Raw genomic sequence first — 24,464 nt, forward strand, 5'->3', positions numbered from 1 at the left:
CGGGACGGCGCGCGGTTATCCGCATCCGTCGCGGGCGTAGACGTTGTTGGCATCCTCCTTGAGCACCCAGCCGGTGGTGCGGGCGTCGAGCGCGACGCGGCACCAGACTTCCTTGTCGAGAAAGCTCTCGGTGCACATCGATGTCTCGATGCAGAGGCCGCGCGGGACGACGCCCTGTTTGTCGCTGGCGCTGTCGGGGATGAAGCGCAGGTTTAGGTTGGCGAGCGTTTCGAGCGCGCCGCTGCGCACCTTGCCAAGGTCCTCGGGCAGCGCGCAATCGCCTGTGCCGTGGTAGAGCTTGCACCCAAAGGCGGATTGCGCCTCGTGCTGAAGGGGCGCGGTGTTTTTGAGGTGCGGGGCTGCGATTTCCGCGGTTGCAGCGCTGCCGATCACGGCTGCGAGGATAATGGATGTGGTGGCAATGCGCATGGGAGCCTCCGCTGTTTGCAGGCAGGCTAGTCGAATTGGCGCGTATGTAAACGGAGTACCTTCAGCCCGGAAGCGAGGCGCATTCGGTACGTGTCGGATTTTGGATTTTTTGGCCAGAAGAAGCAGTAAGGTCTGTTTTCTTCTGGCTGGAAATATCCCGGGGAGCTCGAGGGGCTGGCCCCTCGAAAATGAATTTGTGAGCGTTGAAAATTGGAGATTTTCAACGTGAGGGGCTGGCCCCTCGAAAGGCCGCCCAAAGCTAGATGTGGATCACGCGGTCGTAGGCGTCGAGCACCGACTCGTGCATCATCTCGCTGAGCGTCGGGTGGGGGAAGACCGTGTTCATCAGGTCCTCTTCCGTCGTCTCGAGCTGGCGGCCAACGACGTAGCCCTGGATCAGCTCGGTGACTTCGGCGCCGATCATGTGTGCGCCGAGGAGCTCGCCGGTTTTCGCGTCGAAGACGGTCTTGATCATACCTTCGGGCTCGCCCAAAGCGATGGCCTTGCCGTTGCCGATGAAGGGGAAACGGCCGACTTTGATGTCGTAGCCGGCTTCCTTGGCCTGCGCTTCGGTATGGCCGACGGAGGCGACTTGCGGATGGCAGTAGGTGCAGCCGGCGATGCTTTCGGGTTTGACCGGGTGGGCGTGTTTGCCCGCGACGAGGTCGGCGACCATGACACCTTCGTGGCTGGCCTTGTGCGCAAGCCAGGGCGCACCTGCGATGTCGCCGATGGCGTAGAGGCCGTCGACGCCGGTGCGGCAGAATTCATCTGTCACGACGTGGGTGCGGTCGACTTTGACGCCGAGGTCTTCGAGGCCGAGCCCTTCGGTGTTGCCGACGATGCCAACGGCTGAGATGACGGTGTCGAACTCGAGTTTCTCGACCTTCCCGCCAGCCTCGATATGGGCGGTGACTTTATCTTTGGCCCGGTCAAGTTTCTTGACCATGGCTTTTTCCATGATCTTCATGCCCTGCTTGGTGAACGACTTCTTGGCGAAGGCGCTGATCTCGGCATCCTCGACCGGCAGGATGCGGTCCATGACTTCGACAACGGTCGTGTCGGATCCCAGGGTGTTGTAAAAGCTGGCAAATTCGATGCCGATCGCGCCCGAGCCGATGACGAGCAGCTTTTTCGGCATGCGTTTCGGTTCGAGCGCGTGCTTGTAGGTCCAGACCAGATCGCCGTCCGCTTCGAGGTCCGGGAGCTCGCGCGCGCGCGCTCCGGTGGCGAGGATGATGTTCTTAGCCGTCAGTTCTTCGGTGCCTTTGTCCGTCTTGACGGAGACCTTGCCCTTGGCCGGCAGGGACGCCTCGCCCATGAGGACGGTGACCTTGTTCTTCTTCATCAGGTGGCCGACGCCGGAGTTCAGCTGCTTTGCCACGCCGCGGGAGCGTTTGACGACGGCGTCCAGGTCATAGTCGATCCCGTCCGCCTTGAGGCCGAACTCCTTGGCGCGGTGCATCAGGTGGAAGACCTCCGACGAGCGCAGCATCGCCTTGGTCGGGATGCAGCCCCAGTTGAGGCAGATGCCGCCCATGTGCTCGCGTTCGACGATCGCGACCTTGAGCCCGTTCTGAGCGCCGCGGATGGCGGCCACATAGCCGCCGGGCCCTGCCCCGATCACGATCATGTCGAAAGATTGCGCAGCCATGCGGGCCTCCTGTCAGCAGCGGCGAGATAAACTGGTTTAACGTTAAACTAGTTTTTAAAGCGCGGCCACCCGCCCCTTGGGACAAGCTGCCATGCACGCATGGCAACGCTTGGCCCGCGTGGAAAGTTCCGAAGCTGATAGGAGGGCGTGTGCGCCGTCAGGCCGCCTGTTTGTCGAGGTCGCGCACGATCGCGCCATAGGCACCGCCGTCCATGAAGCGCTGCTCGGACAGCGTGGAGCGCCGGCCAAGCGCCGCGTTGCGGAACGGGAACCGCCCGAACTGGCGGATGATCTCCCGATGCGCGCGGGCGTGCAGCAGCGTCGTCGTCTCCGGCGGCATCCGCTCGCAGCACAGGCGCACGCAATGGTCCTGGTCCTGCAGGTTCTCCGAGTGCATCAGCGGCAGGTAAAAGAACTGCCGCGCCGGGCTGTCGATCCTGAGATCCCACTTGTGGTGGATCGCGTTCTTGGCCGCCGCCCGCGCCCATTTGTCGGAGGCAAAGGCGCGGCCCTGACCCCGGAACATGTTGCGCGGGAACTGGTCGGTCAGGATGATGTAGGCCAAGGCTCCCGACGGGTAGGTCGGCCAGAATCCGTTGCGCCCCTCGAGCGTGTCGGTCAGCGCTCCGCTGAAGCGCTCGCGGATCTCCCGGTCGAGCTCGGGCGAGCTGTCATACCAGCCCTTGGGTCCGATTTCGTCGAGCCAGAAGGTCAGCACATCATCGGGGCGGGTCATGGGGGTCTCCAGGGCGCAGGAATGGTTACAAAAGTGTTACCCGACTTATTTGTTCAAAGAATGCGGAAAACAAGGCGCGCGCTGACGCAGCGGCAAGAATTTGCGCGGGTGGCGTTTTATATGCGCGTTTTGGCGTCAGAGGTTTCCTCGCCTGCCGCCTCTGCTTCCCCCGACGCCGCAGCTTCCGCCTCAGCCGTCTCGGCGGCAAATTCCCAGGCCGCATCGACGATGACGGGCGACGAGCCCTGGTAGACCGGAGCGTAGGTGCTCGTATCGTCGACCGACGGCGCGGGACGCTGGGTCATCCGGTAAGCGGCATAGGCTGCGATGGCGACCAGCAGCACGAGGATGAAGACGAAAAAGCCGCTGGGGCCAAACGTCTCCATCACCCAACCGGTGGCGACCGGGCCGGCAATCGCACCCAGCCCGTTGATAAAGATCAACCCGCCCGAGGCCGCGGCCATGTCTTCGTATTCGATGAAGTCGTTGGTGTAGGCCAAGAGCAGCGAGTAGAGCGGGTTCGACATGCCCCCCACAAAGAACGCCGCGACCAGCAGCGCCGGTAGGGCGGAGGTCATCACCGCACCAAGGAGCGCCGCCACCGCCGCAATGGCAGCCACGATCAGGATCAGCACCCGCCGATCCATCCGGTCCGAGAGCCAGCCAAGCGGGTATTGCAGCGTCAGCGCACCCACGAAGAACATCGAGACGAAGAGCGAGATCTCCCCCACGCTCAGCCCCGCCGCCGTGCCGAACACCGCCGACATGCCGAACTGCGCCGAAAAGACGCCGCCCAAAAGGAACATGCCCACGCATCCCAGCGGCGAGACGGCGTAGAGCTCCTTGAGGGTCATCGGCTTGGTGCTTTCGAACGGCGGGGTCGGGCTGATCGAGAGCAGGATCGGCGCAAACGAAATCGAAACGAGCACCGACGGGATGATGAAGAGCACCCAGCCCGACGTATCACCCGCCGAGACCAGCGCCTGCGCGCCGATGATCCCGGCCATCTGCACGATCATGTAGGCCGACAGCGCCTGGCCACGGTTCTTGCTCGTTGTCGAATTGTTGAGCCAGCTTTCGGCGGTCACATAGAGCCCCGAAAAGCAAAACCCCACGATCACGCGCAGCAGCGTCCACGAGATCGGGTCCGTCAGCACCGGAAAGAGGATGAGCGAGGCCGACACAAACGAGCCGAGCGCCGCAAAGACGCGCACATGGCCAACGCGGCGGATCATCTCGGGCGCCATGCGCGAGCCGCCCAGAAAGCCGGCAAAGTAGCCCGCCATCACCACCGACAGCTCGAAGGTCGAGAACCCCTCGAGCCCGCCGCGCACGCCGAGCAGCGTGCCCTGCACACCGTTGCCGACCATCAAGAGGCCGATGCCGAGCAAGAGCGCCCAGGACGAGGAGACAATCTGCAGCATTGCAAGACCTTTCGGGAGGAGAAGGTGGGCGCGGCATGGGGTGCGCTTGCCCGCGCCTTATGCCGTCTGCGGCGCGCCTGATCGCTGGCCCGCGACACGGGCCGTCTGAAACCGACGCCTAGGGATCGGGCAAAAGCAGCGAGACATCCCCATAGGAGAAAAAGCGATATTTTTGTGCAATCGCGTGCGCGTAGATCTCGGAGATTCGCGCCTGCCCCATAAAGGCCGAGACCAGCATCATCAGCGTCGATTTCGGCAGGTGAAAGTTGGTCATCAGCCCATCCGCGACCTGAAACTCGAAGCCAGGCGTGATGAAGATGTCCGTCCAGCCCGACCACGGCGCGATCGCGCCAGTCTCTTGCATACCTGTCTCGCGCGCAGCCGTCTCGATCAGGCGCAGCGCGGTGGTGCCGACCGGGATGATGCGCCCTCCGGCGGCGCGCGTGGCAGCGATCTCGGCGGCCGCCTTCTCGGTGACCTCGCCCCACTCGGCGTGCATCTTGTGTTCGGCGATGTCGTCCACCTTGACCGGCAGGAACGTGCCCGCGCCGACGTGCAGCGTCACGTAGGTGAACGCCACCCCGCGCGCGCGCAAAGCCTCCAGCACCGGTCCGTCGAAATGCAGCGACGCCGTGGGCGCCGCAACCGCGCCCTGATGGCGCGCCCAGACCGTCTGGTAATCGTCGCGGTCCGCCTCATCCGCCTTGCGCTTGGCCTCGATATAAGGCGGCAGCGGCATCGCGCCGGCCTCCTGCAACGCCGCATCGAAATCCTCGCCTGAAAGGTTGAACGCCAGACGCGCCTGCCCTTCAGCACGGCCCACAACCTCCGCGCTGAGCTCTTCGGAAAACACCAGCGTCTCCCCGTCACGCACCTTGCGGAGCGGCTTCAAGAGCGCAGTCCACGTCCCGTCTGCCTTGGGTTCGAGCAGGGTCGCCTCGATCCGCGCCTCCGCCGTGCCGCGCCGGCGCAGACCGCTCAGCCGCGCAGGCAGCACACGCGTGTCGTTCAGCACCAGCCGGTCGCCGGGCGCGAGTATCTCCGGCAGTTCGTGAAAGATGCGGTCCTGCGTCTCCGCCCCTCGGGCGAGCAGCAGCCGCGCCGAGGAGCGCGGACGCGCCGGACGCACGGCGATCAGATCGTCGGGCAGGTCGAAATCGAAGTCGCTGAGCTTCATGGGCGCACCCTGGCGGTTCGGGCTTGGTCAATCCACCGTCGGGGGCGGCTTGCGAAAGAGGTCGCGGAACATGCCCGGCGTCAGCAGCGACATCGGGTTGACCCGCACATTCGGCGCCGAGGTAGTCCCTTTGATCCCGTAGGCAAAGCCGAAAAGGCCCTCCCGGTTGCGCGAAAAGATCGAGCCGAGCGCGTTCAGGATGTAGATCGGCGAGATCACGCCGCGCACATCGATCTTCTGATCGGCGAACTTGTAGAACCCGTCCATCGAAATCCCCATCGACGGACCCACCGCGCTCGAATTCAGCAGCGTTACCCGGTCGGGCGCCAGCCGGAACTCCGCCTCCACATCGGAAAAGAGGATGCCCTCCCCGCCCATCTGCTCGAGAATGCCGACGACGCTGATCGCACTCAAAAGCGCCGCCACCGCGGGCGCGTCGCGCAGGCGGATGTTCTTGATATTGAGGTCCCCGTCGTAATGCCCCGTCCGGTCGCGCACCGGGCGCAGGCGCAGGTTCATCTGCCCGCCGCCCCCGCGCTTCATCAGGCCGGCCGCCGCCAGCACACGGCCCGCGTCGGGGCTTTCGACCGTCACACCCGTGCTCCCCCGTGAGGGTTCGAGCAAACCGGACAAAGGCGCCGCGCCGCCGACGTTGCCGCTGAACCGCCCTTCGATCTGAGGCCCGACCGTCAGCTCGGCGCGCAGCGGCGCAAGAAAGATGCCGTCGGTCACCGTCAGCCGGTCGAGGCTCGCCGTCACCGGCGTTGTCGCCCCAGCTCCTCCGGCCTGCCCGGCACCGGTTCTACCCCGGAACGGCGCCTTGCGCATGTCGAGCCGTCCGCCCGTGATCTCCACAGCCGGCGTGCGCCCGGCGCCGCGGCTGCGCAGGCGACCGCGCGCGTCAAGCCATCCACCCGCGACGATCCGGTCGAGCCTGAGGCTCTCGAACGCGCCCGCCCGCGTCAGCGTGATCCGTCCCTCGGCCTCCAGCCCCGGCGCATCGAGCGCAATCCGGTCGATCCGCGTCGGCTGCGTCAGTGCGCCGCTCACGGACAGCGTCCCACGCGTCTCCCGCCCCAGCCGCCAGCCAATCGGATCGAGCCGCAGCCCGATCCCAGAAAGCCGCGAGCGCACGTCGAAGGTCGGCGCCTGACCGCGCGCCAGTGTGATCTCCACGTCCGCCGGACCTGAACCGCTCACATAGCCCTGCGGCAGACGCACGCCAAAGCTGCGCAGCGCCGCATCGCTCACCGTGACCTCTCCCGTGACCTTGCCCGGCGCGCCACCCTGCGCGAACGGCTGCTCAAAGGCCCCGTCGAACGGCACGCCTGAGAGATCAACCGCGCCCGCAACACGCAGCCCGCCGTTGTCCACGCGAATGTCGAGGCGGCGCGCCGTCAGGCTCCGCCCCTTCACCAGCACGTCCGAGGCGACATCCCGCGCCACCGCGTCAAACGCAAATGCGACCTCCCCCGGCCCCGGCCGGGTGCCAACCGGCAGGGCAATCTGCCCGTCAAACCGGGCTGTGCCTGACTTGGCCAGCGTCACCTGCTGGCCGGCCTTCGTGATATAGCCGAACGGCTCCTGATCGAGCAGCGACAGGATCGCCGTCACCGGCCCTTCCCCGCGCAAGGCAACCTCGCCCCGTGACGGCTTCTGGCGCACGTCCGGAATGACAAAGGTGCTGCCACCCAGCTCCACACGCCCGCCCTGAGGCGCATCGACGCCGCCGCTGACCGTGGTGATGGCAAGCCGCCCGCGCTCCAGCGTGAACTGCCCCGCCGCACCGGTGACCGGCGGCAGACCGCGCACCACGCCCACCTCCGCGCCGTCGAACCCAAAGCTCAGAAGGAAGTCCCGGTCCTCCCGCGCCGGCCCCGTCCGGCGCAGCGCGAACTGCACCCCGCGCAGCGCCGCCGCCTCGAGGTTAGCGCTCAGCCAGCGCCGCGTGTTGGGATAAAGCGCCTCCGGCCAGTGCCGCGCGACCGTCTCCCAGCTCAGCGATGGCGCGGCGGCCTCGACACCCCAGAGCCAGCCCGCCTGCCCCGCCGCCACGCGCCCCCGCGCGGTGATCGGCATCTCGCCGCTCCGCAGCCGCGCCTGCCCGATGGTCAGCTCGAACGGATCGAGCGCGATCTTGAAATCGAGGTCCGCGCCCGCGATCACCTGCGCCTCCTCGTAGAGCCCCGCCGGGTTCGCCACGATCCGGCCAAAGCGCAGCTGCGCGGTAAAGTCCTCCGGCAGCCCGTTGCGCCGCGCGCCCAGCAGCACTTGCCCCGTCGCGCCAAGCGCTGCCCAGGCGCTGTCGATGTCGAGCTGCGAGATGGCGATGACGTCGGTACCGGGGTCATAGGTCAGCGTCGTGCGCGCGAGGCGAAACGGTACGGGGTCCGTCGCATCGGTCGGCTGCAGCGCCCCGTTCGACAGCTGCAGGGCCGCCCGCAGCGGCTGCAGCGCTCCGTCCGCATCGAACCCGCCCGAGAGCGAGCCCGAGATCGAGGCGCGCAGCACCTCGAGCCACGCCAGCGCCGGCGCCTGGCTCGCCAGATCGCGCGCCGCCACGTCCCGCACGTTGAGCGTGAACGCCGTCTCGCCCGTTTCGAGATCGGTCGTCAGCGACGTACCGAGCGAGGCCGCAACCGAGCGCCCGCCGAGCACGGCGAAATCGCCGCTAAGCGCAACCCGAGTCCCTTGCCGCTGCAGCGCGACGCGCCCGCCGTCGACCGTCCAGTTGCGCCCCGCCCGCGCATCGTCATAGCGCAGCGTGACCCCGTCGAGCTGCACCTCCCGTAAGGCGCCCAGCCGTGGATCGTCGAACACCGCGCTCACCGCCGCCAGCGCATCGCCGAGACTGTCGAATTGGCGCGCCGCGCCCGACTGGCCAAAGGCAAAGTTGAGCGAGCCGTCCCGCGCCCGCGCCGCCGCAATGACAACTCCGCTCACGCGCAGGTCCCGCGCCCGCACCGCGCCCTCGGTGGCAGCAGCCAGCGACACGCCCACATCGAGGTCCGTCAGGCTTAGCCGGGTAAAACCCGACGTGTCGGCCAGCTCCACGTCCTCCAGCCCGATGCGCGGGCTGAGGTTACGCTCGAACGCGACGCGCATCCGCGCCACGCGCACGTCGGTCTGCGGCAGCAGCTCCTGCAGGCGCGCCTCCACCCGCGCCTCGATCCAGGCCGGCGCGACAAAGCTGCGCCCGGGCAGCGTCAGCGCGAACCCGGCCGCCGCCACGCCGCCCACAAACGCCACGCACAAAAGCCACAGCAGCGCACGTGGCAGGGCACGGCGCCTTGCACGCGCGGCGGGCGTCACCTCAGGCATATCGTGTGGCGTGGCCTCCGGCACGGGCTCTCCTCGGGCAAGGCGGATCGGCCTTTATTGTCACAAGCCCCGCGCTAGATGCAAAGCGCGATACGGCGGATGGCCCGACCAAAGACCTGACGGAGAGACCCCATGAGCGATGAAACGCTGACCCTGCCCGACCTGACCCTGCCCCGCGACGGCGGCGGCACCCTCGCCCTCAAGGCGATCGACGGCCCGATCGTGCTCTTCTTCTACCCCAAGGACGACACCCCCGGCTGCACCAAGGAAAGCATCGCCTTCACCGAAGCGCTGCCCGAGTTCGAAAAGCTGGGCGTCACCGTGCTCGGCGCCTCACGCGACAGCGTGGCCAAGCACGACAAGTTCGTCGCCAAGCACGCCCTCGGCATGCCGCTCTTGTCCGACGAAGACGGCGCCCTGACCGAGCATTTCGGCGTCTGGGTCGAAAAGAAGATGTACGGCAAGACCTACATGGGCATCGACCGCTCCACCTTCCTGATCGGCGCCGACGGCAGGGTTGCGCAGGAATGGCGCAAGGTCAAAGTCCCGGGCCACGCGGAGGCGGTGCTGGAGGCGGCGAAGGCGCTTTAGCTTTGTCGAGGTTTCGCCGCCTCATCAACTTTTGCCTGTGGCACAGCAAGCCAAAGGTCTAGCAAGACACGGCTCAAGAGCAAAAGAACAACGGAATTTGTCATGAAAAAATGTGGCATCAACTCACCCGAAGCTCCCGGGACTTCGGCAAAGTACGCGCAAGCTGTCGAAACGACGGGCGCCGAGCGCGTGGTTTACGTCAGCGGACAAATCCCGGTCACGACAGATGGAAAGGTGCCTGAATCCTTTCGTGAACAGGCCGAGCTGACTTGGTGCAACGTCGAAGCACAACTCCGGGCAGCTGACATGGGGCTTGAGAACATCGTCAAGCACACGACGTTTCTCAGTGATCGACGTTATCGACAGATCAACTCCGAAGTGAGGCAAGAGGTTCTTGGGAACATCGAGGCGGCGTTAACCGTGATCATCACCGGTATTTACGATGAAGCATGGCTTCTGGAAATCGAGGTTGTTGCTGTCGCATAGGCGGATCAAGCAGGACGCGGTCCACCTTTTCTTCCCATCTGGCCTCTCGCGTCCATCTGTAGGATGGGTGGTACCACCCATCCTGCGTTTGAGGACCCGCCCATGCCTGCCAGCCTGACCGAAATGGCCGTCGAGGTCCTGACCACCGCCGACGGGCGGGCCAAGACGGCCTTGTCGCGGCAGTACGCTGCCGAATGGTTTGCCGCACGCAAAGCGGGCACACCGCTGCCGATTGGCGACGCCACACCACCGCTCCGCCCGTCACGCCCCGAAGAGCCCGAACTGCTGCACCCGCGCGATGTGCCAAAGCGCAAGCCGGGCTCGCCGCAGGGGCGCATCGCGCTTTTGCACGCCGTGGCGCATATCGAGCTCAACGCCGTCGACCTCCACTGGGACATCATCCCGCGCTTTGCCGGGACCGCGATGCCGCTGGGCTTCTACGACGACTGGGTCAAAGCCGCGGATGAAGAGTCCAAGCATTTCAACCTGATGTGCGACTGCCTTGAAGCGGCGGGCAGCCAATACGGCGCCCTTCCCGCCCATGCCGGCATGTGGCGCGCCGCCGAAGACACCGTGGATGATTTCATGGGCCGGCTCGCCGTTGTGCCGATGGTGCTCGAGGCGCGCGGCCTCGACGTCACGCCCGGCATGATCGAGATCTTTCGCAAGGCAGATGCCGCGGACGCCGTCGCCGCGCTCGAGACGATCTACGCCGAAGAGGTCGCGCATGTCGCCTACGGATCGAAGTGGTTCCACTTCCTCTGCGGCCGCCACGAAATGGACCCCAAGGAGACCTTCCACGCCCTCGTCCAGCGCTATTTCAAAGGCGCCTTGAAACCGCCCTTCAACGAGGAAAAGCGCGCCGACGCCGGGCTGCCGCCGGACTTCTACTGGCCCCTCGCGGCCAGCTGAGGCGAGCCTCTCCACAGCGGCCCCCGCGTTAACCACGAACGATCGGCAAAAACCTGCCGGAGGCGCGCGATTCCCGGCAGACGGCAGCGCGCGCCGCGCAAAAATGTTGCGCCATCAGGCGAGGTTTGATTAACCGATGCGAGGCGCGCGTGGGGACGTGGGCCTGACGAGGCGGCGCGGATCACTCACATCCAAACCGTTTTGGGGGAACAGGGTTGGGGAGCCGGTTGCATGCGGTCACGTTTGGGTATCAAGATCGACCATCTTCTGGAGCGGACGTTCCCCGAACGACGCCTTTTCCTGCGGTCCGACAGCGACACCCGGTTCATCCGCCTGCGCCCCTCCACACAGCTTCTGGCCTTTTCCGGCGCAACCGTCGTCGTGGCATGGGCGATCATTGCTTCAGCCATCCTGCTGATGGACTCGATCGGGTCCGGCAACTTCCGCGAACAGGCCAAGCGCGACCAGCAGACGTACCTCAACCGGCTCAACGCCCTCTCCGAAGAGCGGGACCTGCGCACCGAAGAGGCGCTCGCCGCGCAGGAACGCTTTAACGCCGCGCTTCGGCAAGTCTCGGTCATGCAGGAGCAACTGCTGGAATCCGAGACTCGCCGCCGCGAGCTCGAAACCGGGATCGAGGTGATCCAGGCCACCCTGCGCAAGACCATGCAGGAGCGCGAGATCGCCCGCGACGAAGCCGTTGAGCTGCAAGCGGCGCTCGAAGACGGTGGCACCGCCCTGCCCTCTGCGGGCGGCGCAGGCGACGGCACGATGGATCTCCTCGCCGACGCGCTCGCCGCAACGGCCGCCGAGCGGGACAAGGTGGTTGCCGACGCCCAGGACGCGCTGTTGCGCGCAGACGAGATGCGCTCGGAAATCCGCCTTCTCGAGGAAAAGAACGACCGCATCTTCCGCCAGCTCGAAGAGGCGATGACGATCTCCGTCAAGCCGCTCGACAAGATGTTCAGCCAGGCCGGCCTCAACACCGACAGCCTGCTGAAAACCGTGCGCCGGGGCTATTCCGGCCAGGGCGGGCCCATGGCGCCGCTCAGCTTTTCGACGCGCGGAGAGACCCCGTCCGAGCACACGCTGCGCGCCAACCGGCTGCTCGATCAGATGGACCGGCTCAACGTCTACCGCATCGCCGCGCAAAAGGCGCCCTTCGCGCTGCCGCTCAAATCGCCCTTCCGCTACACCTCGGGCTTTGGCCCGCGCTGGGGGCGGATGCACAGCGGCACCGACTTTGCCGCGCCGCACGGCACACCGATCTACGCCACCGCCGATGGCGTGGTCACCCATGCCGGGTGGAGCTCGGGCTACGGCAAGCTGGTGAAAATCCAGCACGAGTTCGGCATAGAAACCCGGTATGCCCACAACTCGAAGCTGATCGTGAAAGTTGGTCAAAGGGTCTCGCGTGGGCAGCAGATTAGTGCTATGGGGAACACCGGACGCTCCACCGGGACCCATCTGCATTACGAAGTGCGTGTAGGCGGTCGCGCGGTGAACCCCATGATCTACATCAAGGCTGCTAACAATGTTTTCTAAAAGCAAAATCAACGATCCCGCGCCGAAACCCGAGATGAAGCCCGCGCCCATGCCGGCCTCTTCCGGTTCCAAGGACTCCGCTCCGGCGCCCAAGACCGAGTTCAAGGCCTCCGCGCCCAAGGCCAAACCGGCCGCGTCGGTGCTGTCTTCGGACCTGCATATCACCGGGAATATCAAGACAACCGGTGACATCCAGGTCGAGGGCACCGTCGAAGGCGATATCCGCGCGCACCTTCTGACCATCGGCGAAAGCGCCACGATCAAGGGCGAGGTTATGGCCGACGACGTCGTCGTGAACGGCCGCGTCGTGGGCAAGGTCCGCGGCCTCAAGGTGCGCCTGACTGCGACTGCTCGCGTCGAGGGTGACATCATCCACAAGACCATCGCGATCGAAAGCGGCGCGCACTTCGAAGGCTCCGTGCAGCGCCAGGACGACCCGCTCGGCGCGAAATCACAAATGCCGAAACCCGCGCCCGCCGCGGCACCGGCCGCCGAGTAATCCGGCCATACACCGCAAGCAAAGCCCTGCCATCCCGGCGGGGCTTTTTCTTTGCGCACCGTGATGGAGTCGGAACTATACACCCGTTACACACCCAAACAGAGGGTCAAACCCAAAGTCATGGGTGCAGCTTAAATCACTGAGCTGCACCGCCGGCCTCAGACGCCGTGCGTCTTAAACAGCAAATGACATCAGCTGATGCGCAGACACAAAGCCTGCCTTCTCGAGGGTCGCCTTGGACGCAGCATTGCTGGCCGCACATCCGCAAATCGGGCGTAGGCCGGCCTGCTCAGCTCGATTGGCCATCTCGATCACGATGTGGGTCCCGAGCCCCTTGCGGCGAAAGCCCGGGGCGACCATCATACCGATGTCCACCGCAGGGCTTTCTTCATGGAAACGGTTCGACAGCCCGCACCCGGCGATCTTTCCGCCGACCCGCACGGTCCAAAGCTTGTTGCTGTCCGCGAGCGCCGCGATCTCGTCCCTGCTTTCAAAAAAGTCGTGGTTGATCTCCCACAGCTCGTCCAAATCACCGTGTTGTGCCGCGCTTTTGTCGGCGTCTGGGAAGACGGTCGGCGCATATGCGTGCCGCTCTCGGAAAAGGAACGCGCCTACCGACCCTGTCCATCCAAGCGCCGCGCAAGCCTGCTTGAAGTCGCCATCAAACGACTTCACAAGCGCAGTTGAGAGGCCGGCTTGTTTCTGAAGCTGCCGCAAAATTCCCGCTGAGATTGCCGGGTCAGCGCAAAAGAACTCGACCAGGCTTTTGCCAGAAGTCACGCCGTACGAGCCGTCGTCCGTGACCCAGAACTGGCCGCTGCGAACAAGCTCTTCCAGAAAGTACTCCTGCGGCTCCGCAAGCGCGCTCAAGTGCTGCTGCCGCAGCTTTGGCGACGGCATGGAGGTGCGTTGAAATTCCGACATGTTTTCCATTCTCGCCAGCTTCCGAGCCTTATCGCGCTAGTCGCCCACCCGGTCCGGCACTCCCGTACTTCGTGCGTTACGACCGTCCCTCACCGATCACCCACCCGACCGATCACCCACCCGACCGATCACCCCCGGCCTAGTCCCTTCTCCTACACCCGTAAGGTGGGCACTGCCGAACACTCACGCGGCCCCGCCGCACTCCATCAGCCAGCAAGGCACCAAACCAGGTCCCATCTCCGGTTTAAAAATACCTGAAAACGCACCACCAGCTGCACGCACAACGCCCGAAGCGGAGCCCTATGCCTCCAACTCCGCATCCCAATAAAGGAAATCCATCCAGCTCTCGTGCAAATGGTTGGGCGGGAACTTACGGCCCATGTTGCGCAGCTCCTCAGCCCCAGGCTGGCGCGGCGGCTTGCGGAGGGAGAAGCCCGCACGGCTGAGCGACTTCGACCCCTTCTTGAGGTTACAAGGCGCGCAGGCGGCGACCACGTTCTCCCACGAGGTGATCCCGCCCGCCGAGCGCGGCACCACATGATCGAAGGTCAGATCGCCCTTGGCCCCGCAATACTGGCACTGGAATTCGTCCCGCAGAAAGAGGTTGAAGCGCGTGAACGCCACCCGCTTTTGCGGTTTGACGTAGTCCTTGAGCACCACCACCGACGGGATCTTGATCGTCGTGGAGGGCGAATGCACCACGTCGTCGTACTCGGCCACGATGTCCACCCGGTCGAGCCAGGCGGCCTTGACCGCGTCCTGCCAGGACCAGAGCGACAGCGGGTAATAGCTCAAAGGCCGATAATCCGCATTCAGCACCAGGGCCGGGTGCTGTTTCAACGCGCCCGGACTTCGTACGAACTCGGTCCTGAATTCACTTTCCGTGGATTGCATCTGCGACTCCGCTCTCGCCCGGTCTGCCTCAACTGGCACTGGGGACGGGGGACCCGCCCCGGTTGTTGTCTCGACTATATCTCGGGGAAAGACGCTGGCAAGCGCCATGGCACCACAAGATGTCGCACATGACATGCCCTGCCCAGATGTCAGGCGCGTGACACAAGCTACAAAAGCGCGGTCGACAGGATCGGAAAATAGCTCAGCGCAATCAGCGCGCCCGTGACGGCGAGCAAAAACGGCCAGAGCGAGCGCAGGATGCGCCCCGGCGAGGTGCCTCCCATCGACGACGCGATGTAAAGCCCGACACCCACCGGCGGCGTCAGCAGCCCCAGCACCAGGTTGAGGCAGATCACCACGCCAAACTGGTAGGGGCTGATGTCATAGCTTTCGATCGCGATGGGCAGGAGGATCGGCGTGATCAGGATCACCGCCGCGATCCCATCGATCAGCATCCCCACGAACAGCAGCGACAGGTTCACGATCAGGAGGAAGAGGAATGGATCGCGCGTGATACTGGTGATAAGCGCAGCGAGCTTTTGCGGCAGCGCCTCATAGATGATCACCCAGCCAAAGACGTTCGCCGCGGCGATCATGAAGATGATCATCGAGGCGTTGATGGCCGTGCGCTTGAACATCTCGAAGAGGCGCGTCGGGTCCAGCTCGCGGTACCCCAGCCAGCCGACGAGGAAGGCGATGAGCGAGGCAACCGCCGCGCTCTCGGTCGGCGTCGCGATCCCGAACACGATCCCGCCGATGATCGCCACCGGGATCAGCGCGGCGGGCACACAGGCCAAAAGCGCACGCAACGCCTCGGGACCGCTGAGCCAATGCCCCTTGGGAAAGTCCTGCCAGAGCCCGATCAGCGCGATCACGATGGCAAAGAGCGTCGCGAGGATCAGCCCCGGGATGATCCCCGCCACGAACATGTCGCCGATGGGGATCTGCGCCAGCACGCCAAAGATCACGAACATCATCGAGGGCGGGATCACCGGCGCCAAGAGCCCTCCCGCAGCCGTCGTGGCGGCGGCAAAGCCCTTGTCATAGCCCTCTTCCTCCATCGCCGGTACCATGGCGCGGGACATGACCGCGATCTGCGCAGTGGCCGAGCCGATGATCGCCGCCATGAACATATTGGATAAAAGGTTGATATAAGCCAGCCCGCCCCGGAACCCGCCGACGAACACGCGCGCCGCGCCGATCAGGCGCTTGGTCATGCCGCCTTCGTTCATCAACTCGCCGGTGAGCATAAACAAAGGGATCGCCAACAGGCCGTAATTCTCGACCCCGGCAAACATCTTTTGCGCGAAGCTGTCGTAGAGGATGCCGTTGCCGCTCTCCCAGATGTACCAGATCGCCGACAACACCAATACCAGCGCAACCGGCACGGCGGCGAACAGCATCACGGCAAAGACGATGGGCGTCATGTGCGAAAGGCCCTCATGTGCTGAGAATTCTCGGACGCGGGCGCATGTCGCTAAGACCCGCCAGCGCGTGCAGGCATGCACCGAGGGCAAAGGCCCACATCACTAGCCAGACCCAGACCTTCTTGATGCCGAGCGTGCTGGTCGGCTCGGCGTAGATGAAATTGAACGTCGCCCCCTGAAAGGCCATCACGTCAAAGCCCGCGCGCGCCAGACCCGCCGGATTGAACCAGCGCCAGCAAAACCAGAGCATAAAGAGCGCAAAGATCATCACCACCACATCGACGCCTTTGGCGAGCCAGAACCGCGCCTGATCGGGCACCGCGTCGGGCAGGATCGTGATAGCGACCGCGTCGCGGTAGTGCAGCGCCGCCGACGCACCCAGAAAGGTCATCCAGACCATCGCGTAGATCGCCAACTCGTCCACCCAATAAAGCGCCGCTCCCGCCGAGCGCGTCACCACGTTGAGCAGGATCAGCAGCGTCACCGCCAACGCCAGCAGCGCGGCGAGCGCCAGCTCGATCCGCGCCCAGAGGGCGGAGATGCGGCGCAGTACCTTCATTGCGGTGCCCTCATTGCGGTGCCTTCATCAGTTTGGCCAAATCACTCACAAAACGGGGCGCAGTCTCCCGCGCCCCATCGTGGTGGTCCGTTAGCGGAGCTTACTCCGCCGTGTCGGCCGCAATCTGGCGCAGGTCATCAAGCGCGCTCGATTTTTCCGACCAGATGGCGTTCCACTCGGCCACGGCGTCGCCAAAGAAGTCGGGGCCGACTTCGACATAGGTCTTGCCGGTGCCGCGGATTTGTTCGAGCCACGCGCGGTCCTTGGCGACATAGCTGTCGATGCAGCTGTCGACATGCTTGGCCATCAGCTCGGCGATCAGCGTGCGGTCCTGCGCCGAAAGGCCCGCCCAGACGCGCGCCGACACAAGGCCCACCATCGGGAACATCATGTGGTTGGACTGCACCACGGTATCGGCGTGCTCATAGTACTTGAGCACCCAGATCAGCTCCGCGTCCATGTCGATGGCGTCCACCTGCCCGTTCGCGAGCGCGTCATAGACCGACGGCAACGGCATCGGCGTGGGCGCTGCGCCCAGCGCGTTGTAGAAATCGAGGATCGGCTCGAAGGGCGTGATCCGCAGCTTGAGACCGGCCAGGTCCTCGGCGGAGTTCACCTCCCCCCGGCTCACGATCTGGCGCAGGCCCGCCATGCCGTAGCCCAGCCCCACGACACCCACCGTCTGCGGCAGCTGCTCCAGCAGCGCCTTCGCACCGTCGGTGCGCAGGATGCGCCCCGCATGGTCGATGTCATTGGCCAGGAACGGCGCGTAGAACGCGCCAAGGTCCGGCGCGCGGTTGGAGACTTCGGCGACGGTCATGAACGCCATGTCCAAAGCGCCGGTCTGCAGCTGCTGGAGCATCTCGGCCTCGTTCCCGAGCTGGCGCGCCGGAAACACTGTCACGCTGTGCTCACCGCCGCTCTTTTCAGCCAGCTCCGCGCCAAAGGCTTCGGCGGCTTGCGTCCAGATGTGCGGCGGAGGGGTGATCAGACCGAGGCGAAAGTCCTTGGCCGAGGCCGCGCCCGAAACGGCGATGGCGGAGGCCGCGACCAGCGCGCCGGCAATGGTTTTCCAGTTCAGTCCCATGAGGGTCTCCCGTTGGTTGGCTGCGGAACTTGGCGCCCCGCGTTCTTCTTTGTGTGTCTTTGCGATGGGAAGAGCATAAGCGCCGAATCGCAATCGGCGCAAATGGTTAACGCTCGGGCAGTCTGGGGTGTCGTCCCGGGCGTAAGTGCGCCCTACTCTGCCGTCCAAGCCGCTGCATCGGCCACGCTCGTCCACTTTTCCTCAAGACACGTCTCGAGCCGGGCCAAAGCGCGGGGGAAGGAAAGTTGCGGAGGACCGCTGACCCCCCAACGCGCCAGGTCATAAATGCCCACAGCAAGGCAAAGGTCCGACATGGTGGTCAGGCGCGAGGTGTCCAGCAAGATCAGATAGAGTGGTTTTTGCGCGCCATCGGAATTCCGGGTCATTGGAGCTGAGCGAAAGAGGATCGCATTTTCTTCATCCGCCGTGCGCAATTCCCTTTCGACCATTTGCTGGAGAGCATGGCCTTCGAGATCTTGCTCGCCGGCAAAACTCGGCAGCATCATCACAAATACGTCGATGTCAAAAAGCTCGCCGCCTGGCAGCTCATCCGCGACCGCGTTCAGCTCCTCGTCGAGGTCATGCAGGAAGATCTCAATAAAGGCGCGGTTCGAGCGGTAGACACGCATAGCGAACGGCCGGCCCAAACGCTCCTCCAGCGGGTTGAGCGCGGGGGCGGCTTGCGGCTGGGTCTCTTGGTTCGCGGATTGTGCCTGCGCGCCAGAGGCACAGACAAGCGCAAGGCACAGGGCGGCGAGAAGGCGCGTCACAGCTCCAATCACAGGCCGAGCTGGTCGCGCATGAAGGCGAGCGCCACCGACAGCCCGTCCGGCGCAATCCCGTGGGCCGTCCCCTTCATCACATGGGCGTAGACATCGCGGAACTTAGCGCCCTGCAGCGCCTCCACCGCCTGCGGCAGCGATGCGGGCGGCACGACGTCGTCGGCATCCCCATGCAGGAGCAGCACCGGCATCCGGCTTTGCGTTTCGTCGGCCAAAAGTTCGGGATGCAAGAGCCGCCCGGAAAAGCCAACGATCCCAGCCACCGGGTCCTCACGCCGGGGTGAGACGTGCAGCGACATCATCGTGCCTTGCGAAAAGCCAAAGAGGCAAACCTGCTCGGGCAGAAGGTCGTGATCGACCATCAGCGCGTCAAGAAAGGCGTTGAAATCGGCGGTCGCCGCCTCGAGCCCGCGGGCGGCCTCTTCCTCGGACGAGCCGTCGAGCCAGGGGATCGGGAACCACTGGTAGCCGCCGGGGTAGCCCGGGATCTCCTCGGGCGCGTCGGGCGCGACAAAGAGCGTGTCGGGCAAGTGCGGTCCCAGTGGATCGGCCAGCCCCAAAAGGTCAGCGCCATTGGCGCCGTAGCCGTGCACGAAGACCACCGCCGAGCGCACCGAACCCGACTCCGGGCCCTTTGTCTTTGCCTGCAAAACCCGCGTCACCGCACACCCTCCCGGTTCTTGACCACCCGGTAGTAGGCCCAAAGCGCCCGTGCCGCAACCGACCGCCAGGGCGTCCAGTCCGCGGCGATGGCGCGCATCTGCCGCTCGTTCGGTCGGGTGTCGAGGCCGAGCATTTCCTTCGCCGCCTCCTGCAGCGCAAGGTCCCCGTGGGCAAAGACATCCGCCCGCCCCAGCGAGAACATCGCGTAGATTTCGGCGGTCCAGGTGCCGATGCCTGGCACGGCGGTGAGCGTCTTGATGATCCCGGCGTCGGTCTGCGCGGGCAGCGCGTCAAAGTCGATGCCGGCTGCGGCGAGGGCCTTGGCATAGCGCGCCTTTTGGCGGCTGAGGCCGAGCGCCCTGAGGTCCTCGTCCGTGGCGGCGCGGATCACCTTGAGTGTGGTCATGCCCGCCCCCTCGAGCCGCGACCAGATCGCCGCCGCGCTGGCGACGGAGACTTGCTGGCTCACGATTGCGCTCAGGAGCTGGTCGAACCCGGCGGGGCGCCGCCGGAGCGGCAACACGGGACAGGCATCGAGCACCGGGACAAAGGCTGGCACATGCGTGCGGAGCCAAGAGCATCCCTCGGTCACGTCGGCATCTGTCTCGATGATCCGGCCTGTGTAGGTCGGGCTGGGCGTTCCGTCGGTCATGCCAGCGTGGTCGCATCGGTGCCTGGAGCGGTCAAGCGTCAGATGGGTGCCAACACCCATCCTACGTGACGGCATCAAACTTCCTCGGTGCCGGTGCCAAACTTCGTAGGATGGGTGCTGGCACCCATTGCGCGAGGCCACGTGTCGGTCTACCGCTAGGGTATGAGCCACGCCCCCACCTCCGCCCGCCGCAATGTGATCGTCCTCGTGCTGTGCCAAGCCGTCATGGGCGCGCAGATGCCGGCGCTCTTTACCATCGCGGGGCTGGCGGGCACGACGCTGGCGTCGAACATCTGCTTTGCAACGTTGCCGATCTCGCTGATCGTGCTTGGCTCGATGCTGGCGGCCAACCCGATCTCGATGATCATGCAAAAGCACGGGCGCCGGGCGGGGTTTCTGATCGGTGCTGCGGGCGGTGCCGCCGGAGGAGCGGTTGGCGCGCTGGGGCTTTACCTTGCCTCCTTTCCGATCTTTCTCGCAGGCTCGTTCCTGACGGGGCTCTACATGTCGGCGCAGGGGTTTTACCGCTTTGCCGCCGCCGATTCCGCAACGCCCGAGTACCGCCCCAAGGCGATTTCTTACGTCATGGCAGGCGGTCTGGCCGCTGCCGTGATCGGGCCGCAGCTGGTCAAGGCCACGAACGACGCCTTTGTGGTGCCGTTCCTCGGCACCTACCTTGCGGTGATCGTGCTCAACGTGGTCGGCTCGACGCTGTTCGCGTTCATCCGCATCCCGCCGCCTTCGACTGCTGACGATGATCCGAGCCTCGGGCGCAGCCGGTGGGAGCTGATCACCACGCCGCGCATCGCAGTGGCCGTGATCTGCGGGTTGGTCTCATATGCGCTGATGAACCTCGTAATGACCTCGACGCCCCTGGCGGTCGTGGGCTGCGGGTTCACCCAGAACAACGCCGCCGACGTGGTCATGGCGCATGTGCTGGCGATGTTTGCGCCGGCCTTTTTCACCGGGCATCTGATCGCCAAGTTCGGGGTCGAGCGTATCGTCGGCGCAGGCATGGTGATCCTGACGGCGGCGGGCCTTGTGGCGCTCTCGGGGGTGACGCTCGAATATTTCTTTGTCGCGCTGGTCTTGCTCGGGCTTGGGTGGAACTTCGGCTTTATCGGCGCAACTGCCATGCTCGCTGCCGCGCACACGCCGGCCGAGCGGGGGCGGATGCAGGGCCTCAACGATGTGATCGTCTTTGGCGGGGTCACCATCGCCTCGCTCGCCTCGGGCGGGCTGATGAACTGTTCGGGCGGAGACGCGGTCGAGGGCTGGACGGCGGTGAACTACGCCATGGCTCCCTTCCTGCTGCTCGCCTTTGGCGCGCTGGTCTGGCTGACGGTGAAGGAGCGGCGGGCGGCTTTGGCTTAACTTAGCTCCTCATCAAACTGTTTATGCACTCTCCTTAAATCAAAGCGCCCGCCTGACAGGCACTGTCAGGCCGCGTCACGCCGAAGGCATGCCTCTGGCATGACCCGCCCCCGTCAAACCGAAGGTTTGCCTTCGGCAAAACGGGCGGCGCGACTGCGCCACCCCGCGGGACGGCGCGTGAACTTCTGTTACTCATCCGGTAACTTTAGAGCCCGCTCTCACTAAAGCCGCCAAGCCGCCTTCGTCAGCGCCAAAGACGCCCGCAAAGGAGACGGCTCCAGCCGCCCCTCCGCAACCGCGCTTAGGTCCGACACAGCCTTTGCGAGCACCATCGGTGTCTGCCACCCGGCCAGCGCCGCCATACGCGCCTCCGCCGACAGGCGCGGAGACGGCCTCCAAAGGTCGAGCCCGGTCTGCGCCAAGGCGCGCACCCCCTCGGCCCGGCCATCGACCAGCGGCACCTTCCCACGCGCCTCGAGCTCCGGCACCGCCCGCAGGTAGCCGGCGATGCCATGCGCGGTGCCTTTGTCTGCCACGGAGGCGGCGTCCTCCGCGCCAAGCGCTTCCGCGGCGACCTGCATCAGCGTGCCGCTCGTGGCGCGCAGATAATCCATCAGATCTCTGGTCTCCGCAAAAGGCGCCCGCTCGATGTCGTGCCGCCGCGCGGACACCAGGCCCTGCAACCGCCGCGCCTGCTCTGCGCCCAGCATCAGCGCCAGCGGCGTGACCACTTCGTGCCGGCGCACCAGCCCGCCTTCCGCGATCTCCTCCAAAGCGTCATGCCACCATTGCAGGCGCATCTCGGCAATCATCGGCTCGGCGGTCACCCAGGGCGCGCGGCTCACCTCGACGTTGAAGGCATAAAGCGGAAAGAGCACCTGCCGCGCCGCCGGCCGCACGGCCATGGTGGCGCGGAACCGATCCGGATCGCCCTGCTCGGTCAGGCGCGCGCAGGCGTCAAAGCTCATACCGGACGCACGACGCTCAAAAGGTAGCCCGAAAGCGCGCGCGTCTCGCGCCAGCAGGCGATCTCCTCGGCGCCCTCGTCGAGCACCTCGGCCAATGCCGGAGATGCGTCCGCCCTTAGCGCGGCAATGCGCACCTCCAGCGGCGTGTAGTACGCCTCCCACGCCGCATCGGACAGACGCCGCGTGCCGAGCACTTCATAGCCTGCGTGCTCCACCCAGGCGCGAATGCCGGCCTCGTCCTGCATTTGCGGGTACTGCCAATGGGCTTGCAAACGCTCGGGGCGTTCGGAGGTAAAGTAACAAGGCTCGGAAAAGGCAATCACGCCGCCGGGGGTCAAAGCGTCCCGCCACTGCTCAAGCGCCTGCGGCACGCCGAGGAAGTACACCGCCCCCGCGCACCAGATGAAATCATACGTGCCGGGAAGCGCCGCCATATCACCCGCTTGCACACGGACGCGCGGATCACCTGCCCACGCCGCCTCGGCGGCCTCCACGAAATGCGCCGTCTTGTCGAGCGCCGTCACATGGCCCTCTGGCACCGCCTGCAAGAGCGCCGCGATGTCGGCGCCCGGCCCGCAGGCCGCGTCGCAGACCTGTGCATCCCGCGCGATCCCGGCGACCTCTGCCGCCCAGGCCACGTCCGCAGGCTCTCCCGGCCCCTCGCGCGGCAGATCCCGGTGCAGCTCGAAGAACGCGCCCACGTCCATCAGGTGGATGCCTCAGCACCATCGCGCACCAGCTTCCAGGTGATCGCGTCGAGCAACGCCTCGAAGGACGCGTCGACGAGGTTCGCGCTCACGCCCACGGTGGACCAGCGATGGCCCTCCCCGTCCTCGCTGTCGATGATCACACGGGTCACGGCTTCGGTGCCGCCTTGGGTAATGCGCACCTTGAAATCCACGAGCCGCACATCGTCGATCGCCGCCTGATAGGGCCCGAGGTCCTTGGCCAGCGCCTTGGCCAGCGCGTTCACCGGCCCCCGGTCGCGCCCGCCATCGTCGTGGCTCTCGCTGACCGACAGCTTCTTTTCCCCGCCCACCTTGACCACCACAACCGCCTCAGACAGAGACACCATCTGGTTGCGCTTGTTCTTGCGGCGCTCGACCGTGACCCGGTAGCGCTTGACCTCGAAGAACTGCGGCAAAATCCCCAGCTCCGCCCGCGCCAAGAGCTCGAAGGAGGCCGGCGCCGTGTCATAGGCATAGCCCTCGCTCTCGCGCTCCTTGACCAGCTCGAGGATCCGCCCCAGCGCCGGATCGCCTTTTTCAACCCCGATCCCCGCCTCGCTCAGGCGCTTGCGCAGATTCGACTGCCCCGCCTGGTTCGACATCGGCACGATACGCGCATTGCCCACAGTGGCAGGGTCGATATGCTCATAGGTCGCCGGGTTCTTGAGGATCGCCGAGGCGTGCAGCCCCGCCTTGTGCGCAAAGGCGCTCGCGCCCACGTAAGGCGCCTGCTTTTGCGGCACCCGGTTGAGGATCTCGTCGAGCATCCTCGAGGCCCGCGTCAGCCCCTTCAAAGCATCGGCGCTCACGCCAATCTCATAGCGGCTCGCATAAGGCTCCTTGAGCAGCAGCGTCGGGATCAGCGTCACCAGGTTCGCATTCCCGCACCGCTCGCCCAGCCCGTTGAGCGTGCCCTGGATTTGCCGCGCGCCCGCCTGCACCGCCGCCAAGGCCCCCGCCACGGCCGTGCCAGTGTCATCGTGCGTGTGAATGCCCAGCCTGTCCCCGGGGATGCCCGCCGCAATCACCTCTGCCGTGATCCGCCCGATCTCCTCAGGCAGCGTGCCGCCATTGGTGTCACACAGAACGATCCACCGCGCCCCGGCCTCGAGCGCCGCCTTCAGGCACTCCAGCGCATAGCCGGGGTCCGACAAATACCCGTCAAAGAAGTGCTCGGCGTCAAAGAGCGCCTCCCGCCCCTCGGCCACCAGATGCGCGACCGAGTCGGCGATAGCCGCCACGTTCTCCGCACGCGTCACACCCAACGCCTCGGTCACATGAAACTCATGCGACTTGCCCACGAGGCAGACCGCTGGCGTGCCCGCATTGACCACCGCCGCGAGCACATCGTCGTTCTCCGCCGAGCGCCCCACACGCTTGGTCATGCCAAACGCCGTCATCGTCGCGCGCGTCGCGGGAGCGGTGTCAAAAAACGCGCTGTCCGTCGGGTTCGCCCCCGGCCAACCGCCCTCGATGTAATCGAGCCCCAGCGCGTCCAGCGCCCCGGCAATCGCCGCCTTGTCCTCGGCAGAGAACTGCACGCCCTGCGTCTGCTGCCCGTCGCGCAAGGTGGTGTCGTAAAGGTAAACCCGCTCCATGCGGCCTAAGTCCCACGGCCCCAGGCGCAACACA

23 protein-coding genes are annotated in these 24,464 nt (G+C 65.5%); 6 read left to right on the top strand and 17 right to left on the bottom strand.

Annotated features, from left to right (window positions below; genetic code table 11):
* Positions 1-15: 15 nt before the first annotated feature.
* The 6 genes from ACU0B3_RS03925 to ACU0B3_RS03950 all read right to left on the bottom strand — a co-directional run bounded on the left by ACU0B3_RS03925 (position 16) and on the right by ACU0B3_RS03950 (position 8,765).
* Complete coding sequence (locus tag ACU0B3_RS03925; protein ID WP_446259498.1) at positions 16-429, bottom strand: hypothetical protein; 414 nt, start codon at positions 427-429, stop codon at positions 16-18.
* Positions 430-688: 259 nt separating this feature from the next.
* A complete protein-coding gene (lpdA, locus tag ACU0B3_RS03930) occupies positions 689-2,083 on the bottom strand; it encodes a dihydrolipoyl dehydrogenase (RefSeq protein ID WP_446259499.1) in 1,395 nt (464 codons plus the stop codon).
* Positions 2,084-2,240: 157 nt separating this feature from the next.
* Positions 2,241-2,819: a DUF924 family protein gene (locus ACU0B3_RS03935; RefSeq protein WP_446259500.1), complete on the bottom strand. Its 579-nt coding sequence runs from the start codon at positions 2,817-2,819 to the stop codon at positions 2,241-2,243.
* 116 nt (positions 2,820-2,935) lie between these two features.
* Positions 2,936-4,243: an MFS transporter gene (locus ACU0B3_RS03940; protein ID WP_446259501.1), complete on the bottom strand. Its 1,308-nt coding sequence runs from the start codon at positions 4,241-4,243 to the stop codon at positions 2,936-2,938.
* 118 nt (positions 4,244-4,361) lie between these two features.
* Positions 4,362-5,420, bottom strand: coding sequence for a tRNA preQ1(34) S-adenosylmethionine ribosyltransferase-isomerase QueA (gene queA, locus ACU0B3_RS03945; protein WP_446259502.1), 1,059 nt, complete (start codon positions 5,418-5,420; stop codon positions 4,362-4,364).
* Positions 5,421-5,447: 27 nt separating this feature from the next.
* On the bottom strand, positions 5,448-8,765 hold the full coding sequence (locus ACU0B3_RS03950) for a hypothetical protein (protein WP_446259503.1): 3,318 nt from the start codon (positions 8,763-8,765) through the stop codon (positions 5,448-5,450).
* A gap of 108 nt (positions 8,766-8,873) precedes the next feature.
* Between ACU0B3_RS03950 and ACU0B3_RS03955 the strand changes: the two genes are divergently transcribed.
* From ACU0B3_RS03955 to ACU0B3_RS03975, 5 genes are all read left to right on the top strand, one after another.
* Positions 8,874-9,332, top strand: a complete 459-nt coding sequence (locus tag ACU0B3_RS03955) for a peroxiredoxin (RefSeq protein ID WP_446259504.1) — start codon at positions 8,874-8,876, stop codon at positions 9,330-9,332.
* Positions 9,333-9,434: 102 nt separating this feature from the next.
* Complete coding sequence (locus ACU0B3_RS03960; RefSeq protein ID WP_446259505.1) at positions 9,435-9,818, top strand: RidA family protein; 384 nt, start codon at positions 9,435-9,437, stop codon at positions 9,816-9,818.
* A gap of 102 nt (positions 9,819-9,920) precedes the next feature.
* The gene (locus ACU0B3_RS03965; RefSeq protein WP_446259506.1) at positions 9,921-10,730 is read left to right on the top strand and encodes a ferritin-like domain-containing protein; all 810 of its coding nucleotides are present in this window, start codon (positions 9,921-9,923) and stop codon (positions 10,728-10,730) included.
* A gap of 231 nt (positions 10,731-10,961) precedes the next feature.
* Positions 10,962-12,275, top strand: coding sequence for a DUF5930 domain-containing protein (locus ACU0B3_RS03970; RefSeq protein ID WP_446259507.1), 1,314 nt, complete (start codon positions 10,962-10,964; stop codon positions 12,273-12,275).
* A complete protein-coding gene (locus ACU0B3_RS03975) occupies positions 12,265-12,774 on the top strand; it encodes a bactofilin family protein (RefSeq protein WP_446259508.1) in 510 nt (169 codons plus the stop codon). The genes ACU0B3_RS03970 and ACU0B3_RS03975 overlap by 11 nt, the downstream gene beginning before the upstream one ends.
* A 174-nt stretch (positions 12,775-12,948) precedes the next feature.
* On the opposite strand, the gene ACU0B3_RS03980 is transcribed toward ACU0B3_RS03975, so the two are convergent.
* The 8 genes from ACU0B3_RS03980 to ACU0B3_RS04015 form a co-directional block, all read right to left on the bottom strand.
* On the bottom strand, positions 12,949-13,644 hold the full coding sequence (locus tag ACU0B3_RS03980) for a GNAT family N-acetyltransferase (RefSeq protein WP_446259509.1): 696 nt from the start codon (positions 13,642-13,644) through the stop codon (positions 12,949-12,951).
* Between the two features lie 354 nt (positions 13,645-13,998).
* Positions 13,999-14,592: an HNH endonuclease gene (locus ACU0B3_RS03985; RefSeq protein ID WP_446259510.1), complete on the bottom strand. Its 594-nt coding sequence runs from the start codon at positions 14,590-14,592 to the stop codon at positions 13,999-14,001.
* Between the two features lie 167 nt (positions 14,593-14,759).
* Positions 14,760-16,019, bottom strand: a complete 1,260-nt coding sequence (locus ACU0B3_RS03990) for a TRAP transporter large permease (RefSeq protein ID WP_446259511.1) — start codon at positions 16,017-16,019, stop codon at positions 14,760-14,762.
* Positions 16,020-16,032: 13 nt separating this feature from the next.
* Positions 16,033-16,578: a TRAP transporter small permease gene (locus ACU0B3_RS03995; protein ID WP_446259512.1), complete on the bottom strand. Its 546-nt coding sequence runs from the start codon at positions 16,576-16,578 to the stop codon at positions 16,033-16,035.
* A 100-nt stretch (positions 16,579-16,678) separates the two neighbouring features.
* Positions 16,679-17,665, bottom strand: coding sequence for a TRAP transporter substrate-binding protein (locus ACU0B3_RS04000; RefSeq protein ID WP_446259513.1), 987 nt, complete (start codon positions 17,663-17,665; stop codon positions 16,679-16,681).
* A 152-nt stretch (positions 17,666-17,817) separates the two neighbouring features.
* Complete coding sequence (locus ACU0B3_RS04005) at positions 17,818-18,294, bottom strand: hypothetical protein (RefSeq protein WP_446259514.1); 477 nt, start codon at positions 18,292-18,294, stop codon at positions 17,818-17,820.
* A 149-nt stretch (positions 18,295-18,443) separates the two neighbouring features.
* Complete coding sequence (locus ACU0B3_RS04010) at positions 18,444-19,109, bottom strand: alpha/beta hydrolase (protein ID WP_446259515.1); 666 nt, start codon at positions 19,107-19,109, stop codon at positions 18,444-18,446.
* On the bottom strand, positions 19,106-19,762 hold the full coding sequence (locus ACU0B3_RS04015; RefSeq protein WP_446259516.1) for a DNA-3-methyladenine glycosylase family protein: 657 nt from the start codon (positions 19,760-19,762) through the stop codon (positions 19,106-19,108). The genes ACU0B3_RS04010 and ACU0B3_RS04015 overlap by 4 nt, the downstream gene beginning before the upstream one ends.
* A gap of 162 nt (positions 19,763-19,924) precedes the next feature.
* Between ACU0B3_RS04015 and ACU0B3_RS04020 the strand changes: the two genes are divergently transcribed.
* A complete protein-coding gene (locus ACU0B3_RS04020; protein WP_446259517.1) occupies positions 19,925-21,136 on the top strand; it encodes an MFS transporter in 1,212 nt (403 codons plus the stop codon).
* A gap of 221 nt (positions 21,137-21,357) precedes the next feature.
* On the opposite strand, the gene ACU0B3_RS04025 is transcribed toward ACU0B3_RS04020, so the two are convergent.
* The 3 genes from ACU0B3_RS04025 to cimA are packed head-to-tail and all read right to left on the bottom strand — an operon-like array spanning position 21,358 to position 24,430.
* Positions 21,358-22,104 (bottom strand): squalene/phytoene synthase family protein, encoded by a 747-nt coding sequence (locus tag ACU0B3_RS04025; RefSeq protein WP_446259518.1) that lies wholly within the window; start codon positions 22,102-22,104, stop codon positions 21,358-21,360.
* A complete protein-coding gene (locus ACU0B3_RS04030) occupies positions 22,101-22,811 on the bottom strand; it encodes a class I SAM-dependent methyltransferase (RefSeq protein ID WP_446259519.1) in 711 nt (236 codons plus the stop codon). The genes ACU0B3_RS04025 and ACU0B3_RS04030 overlap by 4 nt, the downstream gene beginning before the upstream one ends.
* Positions 22,811-24,430, bottom strand: coding sequence for a citramalate synthase (gene cimA, locus ACU0B3_RS04035; RefSeq protein ID WP_446259520.1), 1,620 nt, complete (start codon positions 24,428-24,430; stop codon positions 22,811-22,813). The genes ACU0B3_RS04030 and cimA overlap by 1 nt, the downstream gene beginning before the upstream one ends.
* Positions 24,431-24,464 lie beyond the last annotated feature (34 nt).

It is taken from the genome of Pseudaestuariivita sp. (genome assembly GCF_052825805.1).

What these genes read in the sequence shown, in the direction of transcription:
- ACU0B3_RS03925 (WP_446259498.1), bottom strand. Translation starts at nt 429, where the DNA reads ATGCGCATTGCCACCACATCCATTATCCTCGCAGCCGTGATCGGCAGC.
- lpdA (WP_446259499.1), bottom strand. Translation starts at nt 2,083, where the DNA reads ATGGCTGCGCAATCTTTCGACATGATCGTGATCGGGGCAGGGCCCGGC.
- ACU0B3_RS03935 (WP_446259500.1), bottom strand. Translation starts at nt 2,819, where the DNA reads ATGACCCGCCCCGATGATGTGCTGACCTTCTGGCTCGACGAAATCGGA.
- ACU0B3_RS03940 (WP_446259501.1), bottom strand. Translation starts at nt 4,243, where the DNA reads ATGCTGCAGATTGTCTCCTCGTCCTGGGCGCTCTTGCTCGGCATCGGC.
- queA (WP_446259502.1), bottom strand. Translation starts at nt 5,420, where the DNA reads ATGAAGCTCAGCGACTTCGATTTCGACCTGCCCGACGATCTGATCGCC.
- ACU0B3_RS03955 (WP_446259504.1), top strand. Translation starts at nt 8,874, where the DNA reads ATGAGCGATGAAACGCTGACCCTGCCCGACCTGACCCTGCCCCGCGAC.
- ACU0B3_RS03960 (WP_446259505.1), top strand. Translation starts at nt 9,435, where the DNA reads ATGAAAAAATGTGGCATCAACTCACCCGAAGCTCCCGGGACTTCGGCA.
- ACU0B3_RS03965 (WP_446259506.1), top strand. Translation starts at nt 9,921, where the DNA reads ATGCCTGCCAGCCTGACCGAAATGGCCGTCGAGGTCCTGACCACCGCC.
- ACU0B3_RS03970 (WP_446259507.1), top strand. Translation starts at nt 10,962, where the DNA reads ATGCGGTCACGTTTGGGTATCAAGATCGACCATCTTCTGGAGCGGACG.
- ACU0B3_RS03975 (WP_446259508.1), top strand. Translation starts at nt 12,265, where the DNA reads ATGTTTTCTAAAAGCAAAATCAACGATCCCGCGCCGAAACCCGAGATG.
- ACU0B3_RS03985 (WP_446259510.1), bottom strand. Translation starts at nt 14,592, where the DNA reads ATGCAATCCACGGAAAGTGAATTCAGGACCGAGTTCGTACGAAGTCCG.
- ACU0B3_RS03990 (WP_446259511.1), bottom strand. Translation starts at nt 16,019, where the DNA reads ATGACGCCCATCGTCTTTGCCGTGATGCTGTTCGCCGCCGTGCCGGTT.
- ACU0B3_RS03995 (WP_446259512.1), bottom strand. Translation starts at nt 16,578, where the DNA reads ATGAAGGTACTGCGCCGCATCTCCGCCCTCTGGGCGCGGATCGAGCTG.
- ACU0B3_RS04000 (WP_446259513.1), bottom strand. Translation starts at nt 17,665, where the DNA reads ATGGGACTGAACTGGAAAACCATTGCCGGCGCGCTGGTCGCGGCCTCC.
- ACU0B3_RS04005 (WP_446259514.1), bottom strand. Translation starts at nt 18,294, where the DNA reads ATGCGTGTCTACCGCTCGAACCGCGCCTTTATTGAGATCTTCCTGCAT.
- ACU0B3_RS04015 (WP_446259516.1), bottom strand. Translation starts at nt 19,762, where the DNA reads ATGACCGACGGAACGCCCAGCCCGACCTACACAGGCCGGATCATCGAG.
- ACU0B3_RS04020 (WP_446259517.1), top strand. Translation starts at nt 19,925, where the DNA reads ATGAGCCACGCCCCCACCTCCGCCCGCCGCAATGTGATCGTCCTCGTG.
- ACU0B3_RS04025 (WP_446259518.1), bottom strand. Translation starts at nt 22,104, where the DNA reads ATGAGCTTTGACGCCTGCGCGCGCCTGACCGAGCAGGGCGATCCGGAT.
- ACU0B3_RS04030 (WP_446259519.1), bottom strand. Translation starts at nt 22,811, where the DNA reads ATGGACGTGGGCGCGTTCTTCGAGCTGCACCGGGATCTGCCGCGCGAG.
- cimA (WP_446259520.1), bottom strand. Translation starts at nt 24,430, where the DNA reads ATGGAGCGGGTTTACCTTTACGACACCACCTTGCGCGACGGGCAGCAG.